This is a genomic window from Pseudomonas sp. GM48 (assembly GCF_000282335.1).
GTDB lineage: Bacteria > Pseudomonadota > Gammaproteobacteria > Pseudomonadales > Pseudomonadaceae > Aquipseudomonas.
Genome location: NZ_AKJM01000009.1, coordinates 1 through 13,498, shown reverse-complemented (window position 1 = coordinate 13,498; position 13,498 = coordinate 1). Strand labels below are relative to the sequence as shown.

General features: G+C 61.5%; 10 protein-coding genes and 1 pseudogene. 4 read left to right on the top strand and 7 right to left on the bottom strand.

The genetic code is table 11. The annotated features are described in order from the left end of the window. Positions 1-15 precede the first annotated feature (15 nt). The 7 genes and pseudogenes from qhpG to PMI28_RS26975 all read right to left on the bottom strand — a co-directional run bounded on the left by qhpG (position 16) and on the right by PMI28_RS26975 (position 9,086). Positions 16-1,311 carry a flavin-dependent monooxygenase QhpG gene (gene qhpG / locus PMI28_RS26945; protein WP_007981706.1) on the bottom strand — a complete coding sequence of 432 codons (1,296 nt, stop codon included), beginning with the start codon at positions 1,309-1,311 and terminating at the stop codon, positions 16-18. Continuing rightward, positions 1,308-1,985, bottom strand: coding sequence for a subtilisin-like serine protease QhpE (gene qhpE / locus PMI28_RS26950; protein ID WP_007981704.1), 678 nt, complete (start codon positions 1,983-1,985; stop codon positions 1,308-1,310). Before qhpE ends, qhpG begins: the two co-directional genes overlap by 4 nt. Beyond that, a complete protein-coding gene (locus PMI28_RS26955; protein WP_007981702.1) occupies positions 1,975-3,693 on the bottom strand; it encodes an ABC transporter ATP-binding protein in 1,719 nt (572 codons plus the stop codon). Before PMI28_RS26955 ends, qhpE begins: the two co-directional genes overlap by 11 nt. Beyond that, a complete protein-coding gene (locus PMI28_RS26960) occupies positions 3,693-5,597 on the bottom strand; it encodes a sigma-54-dependent Fis family transcriptional regulator (RefSeq protein ID WP_007981699.1) in 1,905 nt (634 codons plus the stop codon). Before PMI28_RS26960 ends, PMI28_RS26955 begins: the two co-directional genes overlap by 1 nt. 233 nt (positions 5,598-5,830) lie before the next feature. Beyond that, positions 5,831-6,856 (bottom strand): histone deacetylase family protein, encoded by a 1,026-nt coding sequence (locus PMI28_RS26965; protein WP_007981697.1) that lies wholly within the window; start codon positions 6,854-6,856, stop codon positions 5,831-5,833. Positions 6,857-6,976: 120 nt separating this feature from the next. Beyond that, positions 6,977-7,306: pseudogene (locus PMI28_RS26970) on the bottom strand (M20/M25/M40 family metallo-hydrolase); the annotation flags it as partial. 814 nt (positions 7,307-8,120) lie between these two features. Beyond that, positions 8,121-9,086: a LysR family transcriptional regulator gene (locus PMI28_RS26975; RefSeq protein WP_007981693.1), complete on the bottom strand. Its 966-nt coding sequence runs from the start codon at positions 9,084-9,086 to the stop codon at positions 8,121-8,123. Positions 9,087-9,381: 295 nt separating this feature from the next. Between PMI28_RS26975 and argH the strand changes: the two genes are divergently transcribed. The 4 genes from argH (at position 9,382) to PMI28_RS26995 (ending at position 13,469) form a co-directional block, all read left to right on the top strand. Continuing rightward, the gene (argH, locus tag PMI28_RS26980) at positions 9,382-10,809 is read left to right on the top strand and encodes an argininosuccinate lyase (protein WP_007981691.1); all 1,428 of its coding nucleotides are present in this window, start codon (positions 9,382-9,384) and stop codon (positions 10,807-10,809) included. Positions 10,810-10,949: 140 nt separating this feature from the next. After that, complete coding sequence (locus PMI28_RS26985) at positions 10,950-11,828, top strand: amino acid ABC transporter permease (RefSeq protein WP_007981689.1); 879 nt, start codon at positions 10,950-10,952, stop codon at positions 11,826-11,828. 10 nt (positions 11,829-11,838) lie between these two features. Then, positions 11,839-12,603 carry an amino acid ABC transporter ATP-binding protein gene (locus PMI28_RS26990; protein ID WP_007981688.1) on the top strand — a complete coding sequence of 255 codons (765 nt, stop codon included), beginning with the start codon at positions 11,839-11,841 and terminating at the stop codon, positions 12,601-12,603. A gap of 41 nt (positions 12,604-12,644) precedes the next feature. Beyond that, positions 12,645-13,469 (top strand): ABC transporter substrate-binding protein, encoded by an 825-nt coding sequence (locus PMI28_RS26995; RefSeq protein ID WP_007981686.1) that lies wholly within the window; start codon positions 12,645-12,647, stop codon positions 13,467-13,469. Positions 13,470-13,498 lie beyond the last annotated feature (29 nt).

Here is a 13,498-nt window from a genome sequence, read left to right as displayed (position 1 = left end):
CAGGCAACCCAGAACTCAGGGTTTGAACCCTTGAGCCAACAACCAACTGCGAACCACCCGCCCCTGCTCCACCGTCAGCCCCGCCAACACCTGCTCGGCCGGCTCCGTGCGCAACCGCCGCACCAACGGCGCCACCTCAACCCCCTGTACATGCCAGATGCCCAACGGCTGATCCGCCGTGATCACCACTTCGGCCGCATCGACAAAACCATCGCGCAGCACCGGTGCGCGCTCGATCCTCAGGGCATTGAAATCGGCCTCGGCATGGGCGATTTCAGCATCCGGCCATTGCCGTCGCGCCTGCCAGAATGGCTGATCCAGCCAACGCTGCTCATCGGCATAAAAATCCCGGCCGATCCGCGCAAAACGCAAATACAACTGTTCCACCCGCTGCTGGTGAAAATGCCGGGCCAGAGCCGCTCGTTCAGGTTTGCACAACAGCGTGTTGATCACCGTCGGCGCCTGCAACGCCGAGGAGAGGGATTGAAAGATGCCATTGCCCGACAACGGGTCCACGGCCATCGCCGCATCACCGACCCGAATCCAGTTATCACCGCACACCTGCGGGCTGAGAATCGCCGTGCTGCTGCGGGCATGCAGCTGCAAATCAAGCTCCGCTTCGCCGCCGAAAAACCCACGGGCCACTGCCGACTCCCCACGGCGTTGGCGACAGTAATCGAGCAACATAGCCTTACCCGGCAACCCGGCACTGGCCACGTCCACCGTCCATTGCCAATAACACTGGCCGTCGGCGCGGCGCGCCATCCAGGCCCAACCGTCCCCAAGGCTTTCCACGGCGCTGGCGGTGCTGCCCGGCGTACCTTGCCAGCGATTGAGCAGGCTGACCGTCTCCGGTCCACGCAAGCCTTTACCGAGGGTCGGCGCCTGGCGTCCGCGGGCCTCCACCAGAAAGTCCGCTACCAGCGATTCGCGGCCGTCGATCTCGATTCGATGTCCGGTCGCGCAGGTCTGTACCGCCAGCACTCGACCTTCAATAAGATCAACTCCAGCCAAGCGCAAATCCTCGCGCAAGCCGCGATCAAAGGTCGGGCGATCGAGCAGGTATTCAACGTTCTGCGCATGCTGCTGGCCGTTCCAGTTCACCTGTCGTTGGGAAGGCAACGCCGCTTGCGCCAACGCCTGATGCAGGCCTGCGCCACGTAACGCCTCCAGCACCCGCACGGACACGCCTTCCAGCGCAGCAAAGCGGCGCCACTCGCTGACCAGTGTCACGGCGTAACCCAGTCGCCGCAGCCCCAAGGCCACCGCCGCGCCCGCCGGCCCCGCCCCCAGAATCACAATCGCGGTCATGGCCCGAAACGCCGTTCGGGGCCGCGATAACGTGCGTTCTGTCGCAGAAACTCGATGATCTGCTCGTTGCTGGCATCAGGCTGTTCGGCGAGGAATCCGGCGATGTGCCCGCTCAACGCGGCACAACCGAGGCTCGCCCCGGATTGCCCCGGATAGGTGCCATGCACGCACGCGGCGAAATCCGCCTGGGCGCTGTTGAGCCACGACCATTCCTGCTCGGCGCACCGCGCATCGCCGGTCACCCGCAACACCTGCGGATAATTTGCCGGAAACACCCCGTCCCCCTGGGCCGGGCTCGACGCACACAGCAGCACGCCCCGCGCCACCGCCGCCGCGCAGGCGGCGCGTAACAGGCTGCGATCCTGACGCAAGCCGAGGCTCAAATTGATCAGTCGCACGTTCTGTGCCACCAGCCAGTCAATCGCCGTGGCGATCTGCAAGGCGCTGGTGACACCGCGCTGGTCGAACACCTGAGCCACGCAAAACAGCGCCGATGGCGCACGCCGGCCGATCGCTTCGATCACCGCACTGCCATGCCCCAGTGGATCTTCACGCAAGTCGCCTTCGGCCAGGCCATCTTCGAGCAATGAAAAGCGCCGACCGGCGATCACTTGCACCCGCTGTGCTGCCGAGTGGCCGCTGTCCACCACACCGATGCGCAACTCAGGTTTCATGCAGCACCGTTTTCGAAGTCAGCACGCCGTCGAGCAATTCGAAACGCAGATCGGCATCGGCCAGGGTTGAAGGACGATGGCTGATCAGGATGCGCGTACGCCCGGCAAACAAGCGGTCGATGGCGTCGATGACTTCACGCTCGGTGGCTTCGTCCACCGCGGAAGTGGCTTCATCGAGCACCAGAATCAAAGGGTCTTGCAACAGCGCCCGGGCAATCGCGATGCGTTGCTTCTGCCCGCCGGACAACTGCTGGCCACGCTCGCCCAGCGGGCTGTCGAGGCCTTCGGGCAAAGACTCGATCAGGCTGTCGAGTTGCGCCAGGCGCGCCACTTCGGCAATCGCTTCGCGGCTGGCGTCCGGCACCGCGTAAGCCAGGTTGTCGGCGAGGCTGCCGCGAAACAGCACGATGTCCTGGCTGACGATGGCAATGCGCCGACGCAACTGGAACAGGTCCAGTTCGCGCACATCGACGTCGCCCAGCAGTACCCGTCCCGATTGCGGATCGTGATGCCGTTGCAGCAGATCGATCAGGGTCGATTTACCCACGCCCGAGCCGCCGCTGAGGGCCACTTTCAAACCGTAGGGAATCCGCGCTTCGATGCCGCGCAGGGTCGACTGGCGACCGGGATGGGCGAAGTGCACGTTGTCGAACCAGAGATCGCCGCCATTCGGCATCGCGCGTGGCCTGGCGGGCGTCGACACGGTCGGCTGCTCGCCGCGCAACTCCATGACCCGGCCGAGGCTGACGGTCATCCGCTGAATCGCGACGTAGAGCCCGAGCAAGCTCTGCACCGGCCCCACGGCCATCCCCAGGTAGGTGGAAAACGCAATCAGCGCACCGAGCTGCCAGGTGCCCTGCACCACCCAGTATCCGCCGATCAAAAAGGCGCAGGCCCGGGACAGCGAGGTCAGTGTGCCGGGCACGGCCTGGGTGAAAAACTCAGTGACTTGCAGGCGCAGCAACTGGCTCATGTAGCCTTGCCCCAGCGTCTCTAGGCGCCGTGCTTCGCGCTGTTGCTGGCCGGCGGACTGGATGAACTTCATCACCGGCAACGTCTCGACCATGAACGACGACATGTCCGCCGAACGCTCGCGCAACTGCCGCACATCGCGTTCGACCTTGCGCCGCATCCAGCGCAGCCAGAGGACATCGAGGGGGATCAGCACCAACGCCAGCAGCGACAGTTTCCAGGACAGGGTCAGCAACATCGCCACCGCGACCACCAGGCCGATCACGCTCGACACCGCCGAGAACAGCGAGTCCACGGCAAAACGCTGGATTTCTGCGACGTCACCGTCGAGGCGCGACATCAGGTCGCCGATGCGCCGCTGGCCGTAAAAGCTTGGCGACAGGGTTTGTAAATGCCGATACAGGTCATCGCGCAGGGCAAACAGCATGCGCCCGGACAGTCGCGTGTGCAGGTAGCGGTTGATGCCCGAAAGCGCCGTGCCCAACAACCCGGCAACGATCATCAGCCCGGCAATCAGCACCAGCATCGGGAAGTTGCGCGCCAGCAGGCCGTCGTCGATCAGCAGTTTGGTCAGCCACGGCTGCACCAGCACCAGCGCTGAGGCGCAAACCGACAGACCCAGCAGCCCGGCAATCGCCAGGCGATGGGGGCGCACAAAGCTGTACAGCCAGCGCAGCGACGCTTGCAGGGCCTCGGGGTTCTGGCTGTCGATCAGCCGGACGATCAAGCGCTGCATCACGAACGCAACTGTTTGAGCTTGCGATACAGGGTCGCGCGGCTGATGCCCAAGGCGTCGGCGGCGGCCGAGACGTTGCCCTGATGCGTGTCCAGGGACTGACGGATCAGCTCCAGTTCGTTTTCCCGGATGCTGCCGGCCTGGGGCCGTTCGCTGGCGGTCAATTCGTCGAGCATGCTGTCGGGCAAGTGGTCGAGGGTCAGCACGGTTTCACCCGGCTCGCGCATGGCCAGCGCGGTGCGCAGGACCATCTCCAGCTGGCGGATGTTGCCGGGCCAGTGATAGCCGCTGAGCAAGCGATTCAGATCGTCGTGCAGGACCACGGCGGGTGCGCCCAGTGTCGTCAGCATGCGACTGACCAGCGCGGCGAAATCTTCGCGTTCGCGCAGGGCCGGGAGCATCACGCTGATGCCATTGACCCGGTAGAACAAGTCCTCGCGAAAGTGTTTTTCTTCCACCAGACGCTTGAGGTCACGGTGGGTGGCGCAGATCAGTGCGACGTCGATGTCCTGCTCTTCGCCAGCACCCAGGGGCGCGACCTTGCGATCCTGCAACACGCGCAACAGCCGGGCCTGCAAGGCCAATGGCATGTCGCCGATTTCATCGAGGAACAAGGTGCCGCCGTGAGCCTGTTGCAGGCGCCCGACCATGCCGCCCCGGCGCGACCCGGTGAACGCGCCTTCGCGATAGCCGAACAGTTCGGACTCGATCAGGCCTTCGGGAATGGCCGCGCAGTTCACCGCCACGAAGGGTTTGTCGCAGCGCGCTCCGGCCATGTGCAGGGCGCGGGCGATAACCTCTTTACCGGTGCCGGTTTCGCCCAATAACAACACCGGCAGTTCATTGGCCAGACCTTGACGGGCCATGCGCAAGGCACGGGCATAACGTGTATTGCTGCCGGCGAGCGCTTCCAGATCCGGCTGCGCCTTGGCCGGTTTCGCGACTGTGCGCGGCGGGCTGCTGACGTTGATCGAGCGTTGCGGCGCGCGCAGGGTTTTATAGAAGAATTCACCTTTGGCAGTTTGCAGGCTGCCGGTGCCGCCCTGATGCAAGCGCGCCAACAATTGCAGGCCGTCGACACCGAGAAACTCCTCGCAGCGCCGCCCGACCAGGGCCGAGCGCTCGGCGTGGAGCAACTGACAGGCCTGGGCGCTGACCGCCAGGATCTGCCCGCCGAGGCTCACGGCCAGCAAGCCTTGCCAAGGGGACTCCAGGTATTGCCTGCGGCTGTGAAACGCCAGGACGATTTCGTCCGGATAGCTGGCGTTGAACACTCGGCTTTCGATCTGGCTGACCGCCATGGCCAGCAACGCGGTACTGTCGTGGGCGCGGCCGAGCGGGCCTTCGCGGGTCAGGTCGAGGACGCCAAGAATGTCGCCTTGGGGGCAATGGATCGGCACCGAGGTGCAGGAAAAATCGCTGAGGCGATCCAGATAATGCTCGCCGCAATCGATCAGGGTCGGCCGCGCCTCCACCAGTGCCGTGCCGAGGGCGTTGGTGCCGCGGACGGCTTCGCTCCAGCAGGCGCCAAGGGTGATGTCTTGCAGGCCACTGCCCTTGAGGCGATCGGCGCGGCCTTCGACAGCGAGGATGGTGGCATCGGAGTTGGCCAGGATGATCAGCCCTTCCTTGCCCTGACGCTCGGCCAGGTAATCGATCGCCGGCAATGCGGCGTCGATCAGCAAGCGATTGCTGGCCAGCAACACGTCCAGGCTGGCACTCGATTCCAGCGCCAGCTCATGCTTGGCATTGAAATGCACGCCATGACTCAAGCTGCGCCGCCACGAGGCATCGATTTCCGCACGCAGGACGCCGTCCGGTACTTCGCCTTCCAGATGCAGCTTTTCCCGGGCCAGCCGGGCTTCGCGATGCAGTTTGGGGGAGTTTGTTTTTATTAGCGTCATCAAGCGCTCCGGGTCATCCGCCCTGCGCCTTCATACATCGGCGCCCTGCCGCAATCTTTACGTTAACGTAAGGGCTATGGCAAGTGCCGTAGGGCGCTTACAGACCGCGTTATCGTTCTTCGCGAGCAAGCCCGCTCCCACACTTGACCGGGTTGAAACACAGGCATGTGATCAACCAAGCCCCATGTGGGAGCGGGCTTGCTCGCGAAGGCGATGTCACAGGCACCGAAGATTCAGCGCCGCCACACTTGCGGCCCGACAAAAAACGCCCGCGCATTATCCTCCAGACTCTCCAGGTGATAGCCGCCCTCCTGCACGATCAGGCACGGCAACCCGAGGCTGCGAATCCGTTCACCGAGCACGGCGAATCCTTCGCGGGTCACTGCCACTTTGCTTTGCGGGTCCAGCTCGAAAATATCGAAGCCCAGGGACAGCACCAGTACCTCGGCGCCAAAGTCTGTCACGGCCTGCAGTGCTACATCCAATTGCTCCAGGAAGTCGGCCTCGCTGGCGCCATGAGCCATCGGCAGATTGAGATTGAAACCCTCGCCCGCGCCGACACCGCGCTCATCGGCAAAGCCTGCGACACCGGGATAGAAATTGGTTGGATCGCCATGCACCGAAACGTAGAGCACGTCCTCGCGGTCGTAGAAAATCTCCTGGATCCCTTGGCCGTGGTGCATGTCGGTATCCAGCACCGCTACCCGCGAAAAACCGGCGCGCAGTACCTGCGCCGCCACTGCCGCGTTGTTCACATAACAGAAACCACCCGCGGCTTCGGCCCGGGCGTGGTGTCCCGGTGGGCGGCACAAGGCATAGGCTGCCGGCTCGCCATCGAGCAACGCCCGGGCGCCGGCGATGGCGCTTTGCGCCGACCAGTAAGCCGAACGCCAGGTTTGCCCGCCCACCGGACAACTGCCATCGGCCAGATAACGCGCGGCTTGCGCGAGTATCCCGCGCAGGGCATTGGGCTCACGGACAAAGATGTTCGACATGACCTCGTCGCCCCAATCCTCGGGAATCTCTTTCCAGCGCTGGTGGGCTTCCTGCAAGAACCTCAGGTACGGTGCGCCGTGCACCGCCAGCAACGGATTGAGCCCGGCATCGGCCGGTTGCTCAACGGTAAAACCCAATGCATGAGACGCCTGCACCAGGCGCTGCGCACGCTCCGGCACTTCCTGCGGCGTGCGCATCTGGCCACGGGAGTAATAGCTGCGTGGATGGTGGAGCAATTGTTCGGGATGGAAAAAACTGCGCATAGGGTTATTTCCTGTCAGTGTGGGAGCGAGCTTGCTCGCGATGAGGCCAGCACATTCAACATTGATGGCGACTGATCCACCGCAATCGCGAGCAAGCTCGCTCCCACATGGGATTTGTGTTTATTCAATGATTTCGGCGCGGGCCAGCACGGCGTTGAGCAACACATCCGTGCCCTGGCGCACATCTTCGGGCAACACGTCTTCGGCTTCGTTGTGGCTCAAGCCGCCTACACACGGGATGAACACCATGGCCGTCGGGCAGAACCGCGCCAGGTGGATCGCGTCATGCCTGGCGCCGCTGACAATCGACTGCTGAGCGTAGCCCAGCGCATCCACGGCCTGCTGCACCGCCGCCACACAGTCCGCGTCGAACGGCGTCGCCGGGCTGATCCAGTGCGGGGTGATTGCCAGATGCAAACCGCGCTCGTCGGCCATCGCCATCAGACTCGCCCAGAGGCGTTCGCCATTGATCTTCAACATGAGTTTCTCCAGGAAAATTCAGCTTAAGGACCGGGCCAGTTCCACGCGTTCAGCGCTGGCGTGGCGATGGGCAAGGGACAGGACACACAGCAGCGCGACGCGGCTGGGACGAAGCGGAAGGCTTCATGGGGGACTCCTTTGGTTATTTTTTGGCAGGAGAGAAACGGCAAATCCGCGGCGCTCTGGCGGCGTCGGTCTGGGGATGATTTTTCGATCCCTGACCATGATTAGTCAATTTTCTATTAATTATTCGAAGTATTACGAAGACTTATAATCAAGAACGGCGGCAGCCGAACGCGATGTGCCACGCATAGGCGTTCAGACGCGTCACTGGCAATCGATGACCGGAACTGAAACGAGACTACGCCGGGAAGCAGTGATTCGATCCTGTCATCTCACAGGCCGGTTTTTTCAGAGAGCGACTCAACAACCAAAACCGAAGAGCAGCTCTACAACATCAAGAATGGCGTTCACACCTTCAAAGGCATCCCTTATGCCGCGCCTCTGACTGCGCAAAGCCGCATCGTCGATGCCAAAGAGCCGGACAACTTTGCTGAGACGCGTCCCGGCGATCGCCTACAGCCCAAACTGCCCTCAAGCCGAACGTGAGGACTGGAATTACAAGCGAATTCACGGCACGGCATTGGGAACTCTACAAGTAGTATTGAGCGGCCGTTTCGATAAAAACGATGTCGTGTTGCTGCAAATGCTTAAGCCTCAAGCCTGGTTCATCATCCCCATTGGCCGCCAGTGTTCGTTAGTTAGCGTTCAATGCGCTGAACAATCAAACCGAGGCTTTTAAATCCACGCCCAGTGCCTGGGCAAATGCCTTCACCAACGGGCTGCGCACAGTGTTATGGCGCAGGATCAGACTGAACGGCGTGATGATGTTGATCAGGTCCGGGCGCACCGGGCGAAACTCTCCCCGCGCCACCATCGGCGCAGCGTAATGCTGGGGCAGGAAGCCCAGGAAACGCCCCGTCTTGATCAGCAGCGCAACGGCCTCCACCTGGGTTGCCGAGGCGGAAAAGCTGTCGTAGTGGGCAAATTTCAGTTTGTCGCGATGAATCGCGTAGCGATGGTTGATGCACTCGTAGTCCTTGAGCACATTACCCTCCATGTCCGCGTCCGCCATGGAGAACAGCGGGTGGCCAAGCCCGCAATAAACCTCTGAGCGTTCTTCGTATAGATCGTAGTAATCGAACTCTTCGCGTTTTTGATAAACCGGAACAATTCCCGCCACTAGCCGACCTTCTACAACGCCCCTTTCCACCTCATCAAGTTGTGTCGCCTGAAGTTGAAACCGAACCTTGGGTGACTGTTCATTTATTTTTCTAAGCGCAGCAACTAACGGCGAATTATCGTCAGAGATCGTATTATCAATAACACCCACACCAAGATCGCCGATCAGTTCATTCTGAGCCGAACTAAGGCGATCACGAAAGTTGTCGACGGAAGCAAATAAATCAATCGACGCCTGATATACCAAACGCCCCTCTTCCGTCAGGTGAAAGCCCTCTCGCCCTCGTGTGCAAAGGCGCATGCCGATACGGATTTCCAGGTCGGAAATCTGTTTACTGATGGCTGCCAGCCCCACATTCAGCTCATTTTGCGCGGCGCTGAAACCTCCGGCCTCGACCACGGCCTTGAACACTTTGAGCAGTTTGAAGTCCAGCCCACTGAGGGCCAACGGCGCCCGTTGCAGCGTTTTCGGCGGCGGGTTTCCGGAATTGGAAAGTGGGGTTTCCATAATGCTTATTTACCTCTGGCGCCCTATTCAACAATCTGTGCCCAACAACAAAAACATAGCTGGCCTAATAATAATGAACACAGAAAACCAGGCTTGGCAACCGCCAATAAATCCCGAACATCAGTGCCAAATCACTGATCTCAAAACATTAAAAGCTGACACTTCGATCAGCTCTCGCTCCTTTGCAACTGCCCTCTTGAAAACTGCTCTGGCCTGATTTCGTTCGCTGACTTTGTAGCGACGTTGCGGCCCGGTATACCCATTTCAGTTCGCGTTACCGACGAGGAAAATAACAATGTCTCAAACCACCGACCGTCTCTGGGGTGCTCGCTTCAAAAGCGGCCCGTCCGAAGCCTTGGCGGCCCTGTCCCGTTGCCCTGAGCGCTACTTCCGGCTCACCCCGTACGACCTCGCCGGTTCCAAGGCCCATGCCCGGGAACTGCAGCGTGCCGGACTGCTGAGCGAGCAAGAAACCCAGACCATGCTCGACGCCCTGGAACGTATCGGCGCTGACTACCGCGCCGGCAGCATCGCCCCGACCCTGGACGACGAAGACGTCCACACCTTCATCGAGCGTCTGCTGACCGAACGCCTTGGCACCCTCGGTGGCAAGCTGCGCGCCGGTCGTTCGCGCAACGACCAGACCGCCAACGACCTGCGACTGTTCCTGCGAGACCACGTGCGCACCCTGGCCGTTGAAGTGCTGGGCCTGCAGCAGGCGCTTGTGAACCAGGCCGAGCAACACATCGAGAGCATCTGCCCCGGCTTCACCCACCTGCAGCAGGCACAACCGATCGTATTTGCTCATCACCTGCTGGCCCACGCCCAGTCAATGCTGCGCGACGTACAACGCCTGGTGGACTGGGACGCGCGTACTTCGCTGTCGCCACTGGGTGCGGCGGCCATGGCTGGCTCGGCTATCGCCCGTTTACCTCAGCAATCGGCAAAAGAAATGGGCTACAGCGGTGTTTGCGAAAACTCCATCGACGCCGTGGCCAGCCGCGATCACGTCGCCGAGTTCCTGTTCATCGCCAGCATGCTCGGTATCAACATCTCGCGCCTCGCCGAAGAGTTTTGCCTGTGGTCGTCGCGGCAATTCCGCTGGGTCGCGCTGGACGATGCCTACGCCACCGGCAGTTCGATCATGCCGCAGAAAAAGAATCCGGACATCGCCGAACTGGCGCGGGGCAAGGCAGGTCGCCTGATTGGTAACCTGACCGGCCTGTTGTCCACCCTCAAATCCCTGCCACTGTCCTACAACCGCGACTTGAGCGAAGACAAGAACGGCGTGCTCGACAGCGTCGACACCCTGCTGCTGGTGCTGCCGGCCATGGCCGGAATGGTTGCGACCATGACGGTCAACGTCGAAGAACTACGTCGCCAGGCACCGCTGGGCTTCACCCTCGCAACCGAAGTCGCCGACTGGCTGGCGGTGCGCGGCGTGCCGTTCAAGGAAGCTCACGAAATCACCGGTGCGCTGGTCAAGGCCTGCGAGAAACACGACATCGAACTGTGGGAAGCCTCCCCGGCGCTGCTGGCGGAAATCGACCCGCGTCTCACACCGGAAGTACGCGAAAGCCTGACCCTCGAAGCCGCCATCGCCGCCCGCAGCGGCTGGGGCGGGACCGCGCCACAACAGGTGCGCGAACAGATCGGCCGCCTGAAAACCGCCCTCGCCGCCCAGCAGCAATGGACCGAGGACTATCAGGGCTTCCGCCTCTGAAGTAATAACCAAAACCTGTGGGAGCGAGCTTGCTCGCGATGACAGTTTCACATTCAACCTCTACGTGGACTGACCCACCGCTATCGCGAGCAAGCTCGCTCCCACAGGGATAGCGTTGAAACCGAGTTCGGAGAAACAACATGAGCCAGACACAGGCAGAACGACTCCAGGCGGAGCGCAAACTGGCGGAAAACCAGTTCGACATCACCCAGTACGATCATGTGCCCCGGCGTTACTACGGGCGGATTTTCTTCGCCACGGTGATCGTCATCGCGATCATCGGCCTGGTGCGCGCCTTCGCCGAAGGCAAGATCGAATGGTCGTACATCGGCCAGTTCCTCACCTCCCAGGCGATCATGTGGGGCTTGCTCAACACCATTGTCATGGCGGTGCTGGCGATGGCGCTGGGCATCGTGTTCGGCGTGATCACCGCGATCATGCGCATGTCGGCCAACCCGATCCTGCGCTATGTGGCGCTGACCTACACCTGGCTGTTCCGCGGTACGCCGCTGATTCTGCAACTGCTGTTGTGGTTCAACCTGGCGCTGATCTTCCCCACCATCGGCATCCCCGGCCTGTTCGAACTCGACACCGTGAGCCTGATGACACCGTTCGTGGCCGCCCTGCTCGGCTTGAGCATCAACCAGGGTGCCTACACTGCCGAAGTGGTGCGCGCCGGTCTGCTCTCGGTGGACACCGGGCAGTATGAAGCCGCCAAGTCGATCGGCATGCCGCGCCTGCAGGCGCTACGCCGGATCATCCTGCCCCAGGCCATGCGCATCATCATTCCGCCGGTGGGCAACGAGTTCATCGGCATGGTCAAGATGACCTCGCTGGCGAGCGTCATCCAGTACTCGGAACTGCTCTACAACGCCCAGAACATCTACTACGCCAACGCCCGCGTGATGGAGCTGCTGATCGTCGCCGGTATCTGGTACCTGGCCACTGTCACCGTCCTGTCCTTCGGTCAAAGCCGCCTGGAGCGTCGTTTCGCCCGCGGTGCCGGCAAGCGTTCTTGAGGAATCCGATATGAGAAGCATCGTCAAGGCCGTGAGCCTGAACAAGTACTACGACAACTACCACGCGCTCAAGGACATCAACATCGAAGTCGAGCAAGGCGAAGTGCTGTGCATCATCGGCCCGTCCGGCTCCGGCAAGAGCACCTTGCTGCGCTGCGTCAACCAGTTGGAAAAGATCGACAAGGGCGGCCTGTGGGTCGACGGCGAACTGGTGGGCTACCGGATCGTCGGCAACAAACTGCACGAACTCAACGAAACGCAGATCGCCCGCCAGCGCCTGTCCACCGGCATGGTGTTCCAGCGTTTCAACCTGTTCCCGCACATGACCGTGCTGCAAAACATCATCGAAGGGCCGTGCCAGGTGCTCAAGCGTTCGCCCAAAGAGGCGCACGAAGAAGCCGTGGAACTGCTCGCCCGCGTCGGCCTGGCCGACAAACGCAACAGCTACCCGATCGAGCTGTCGGGGGGTCAACAGCAACGCGTCGCCATTGCTCGTGCATTGGCCATGCGTCCCAAGCTGATGTTGTTCGATGAGCCCACTTCGGCACTCGACCCGGAACTGGTCGGTGAGGTGCTGTCGGTGATGCGTGATCTGGCGCAGACCGGCATGACCATGATCGTCGTCACCCATGAACTGGGCTTCGCTCGCGAGGTTTCCAACCGCATGGTGTTCATGGACGGCGGGCAGATCGTGGAGGCTGGAAGCCCCGAAGAAATACTAATAAGTCCGCAAAACCCTCGCACCCAAAGCTTCATTTCTGCCGTTCGAACCTAAGGCCCGATGTCGGCCTTCACAACACTCATAAGAGAACGACCATGAAGAAACTCGTTATCCCAGCAGTACTCGCCGGCGTTATGGCATCCGGCTTCACCTTCGCTGCCGAATTGCCGGCCAGCATCAAGGCCAAGGGCGAGATCGTCGTAGCGATCATGCCGAACTACCCGCCGATGGATTTCAAGGACCCGGCCACCAACACCCTCACCGGCCTGGACTATGACCTGGGCAATGCCCTGGCCGAACGTCTGGGCGTGAAGATCAAATGGCAGGAAACCGGTTTCGAGCAAATGATCAACGCCCTGACCACCGACCGCGTGGACATGGTGCTGTCGGGCATGACCGACACCGCCGAACGTCAGGCCAGCGTGACCTTCGTCGACTACTTCACCAGCGGCCCGCAGTTCTACACCCTGCAGAAAAACAAGGACACCAACGAGATCATCGACCTGTGCGGCAAGAAAGTCGGCACCAGCCGCCGCACCACCTTCCCGGCGGAAATCGCCGAATGGAGCAAGGCCAACTGCGAAGCCGCCGGCAAACCGGCGATCAACGTGATCGGCACCGAAGGCTCGTCCGATGCCCGTGCGCAACTGCGCCAGAGCCGCATCGACGCCGCCATGCAGGGCAGCGAAACCCTGCCCTACCTCAAGACCCAGGAAAAGGACATGTACAAAACCGTGGGCCTGCCGATCTCCGAGCAGTACACGGGGATGGGCGTGAGCAAGAAAAAACCTGAGCTGAGTGAAGCGGTGAAGGTTGCGTTGCAGAGCATGATCGACGACGGCAGCTACCAGGCGATCCTGAAGAAGTGGGATCTGGAACTGGGTGCGATCAAGACGGTGACCGTCAACGCCGGTAAATAACACGCCGACCTGTAGCAGCTGCCGAGCCT

Excerpts from the sequence above, each read along its gene's own strand:
- qhpE (WP_007981704.1), bottom strand. The coding sequence starts at position 1,985 with ATGAAACCTGAGTTGCGCATCGGTGTGGTGGACAGCGGCCACTCGGCA.
- argH (WP_007981691.1), top strand. The coding sequence starts at position 9,382 with ATGTCTCAAACCACCGACCGTCTCTGGGGTGCTCGCTTCAAAAGCGGC.
- qhpG (WP_007981706.1), bottom strand. The coding sequence starts at position 1,311 with ATGACCGCGATTGTGATTCTGGGGGCGGGGCCGGCGGGCGCGGCGGTG.
- PMI28_RS26985 (WP_007981689.1), top strand. The coding sequence starts at position 10,950 with ATGAGCCAGACACAGGCAGAACGACTCCAGGCGGAGCGCAAACTGGCG.
- PMI28_RS26955 (WP_007981702.1), bottom strand. The coding sequence starts at position 3,693 with ATGCAGCGCTTGATCGTCCGGCTGATCGACAGCCAGAACCCCGAGGCC.
- PMI28_RS26995 (WP_007981686.1), top strand. The coding sequence starts at position 12,645 with ATGAAGAAACTCGTTATCCCAGCAGTACTCGCCGGCGTTATGGCATCC.
- PMI28_RS26975 (WP_007981693.1), bottom strand. The coding sequence starts at position 9,086 with ATGGAAACCCCACTTTCCAATTCCGGAAACCCGCCGCCGAAAACGCTG.
- PMI28_RS26990 (WP_007981688.1), top strand. The coding sequence starts at position 11,839 with ATGAGAAGCATCGTCAAGGCCGTGAGCCTGAACAAGTACTACGACAAC.
- PMI28_RS26960 (WP_007981699.1), bottom strand. The coding sequence starts at position 5,597 with ATGACGCTAATAAAAACAAACTCCCCCAAACTGCATCGCGAAGCCCGG.
- PMI28_RS26965 (WP_007981697.1), bottom strand. The coding sequence starts at position 6,856 with ATGCGCAGTTTTTTCCATCCCGAACAATTGCTCCACCATCCACGCAGC.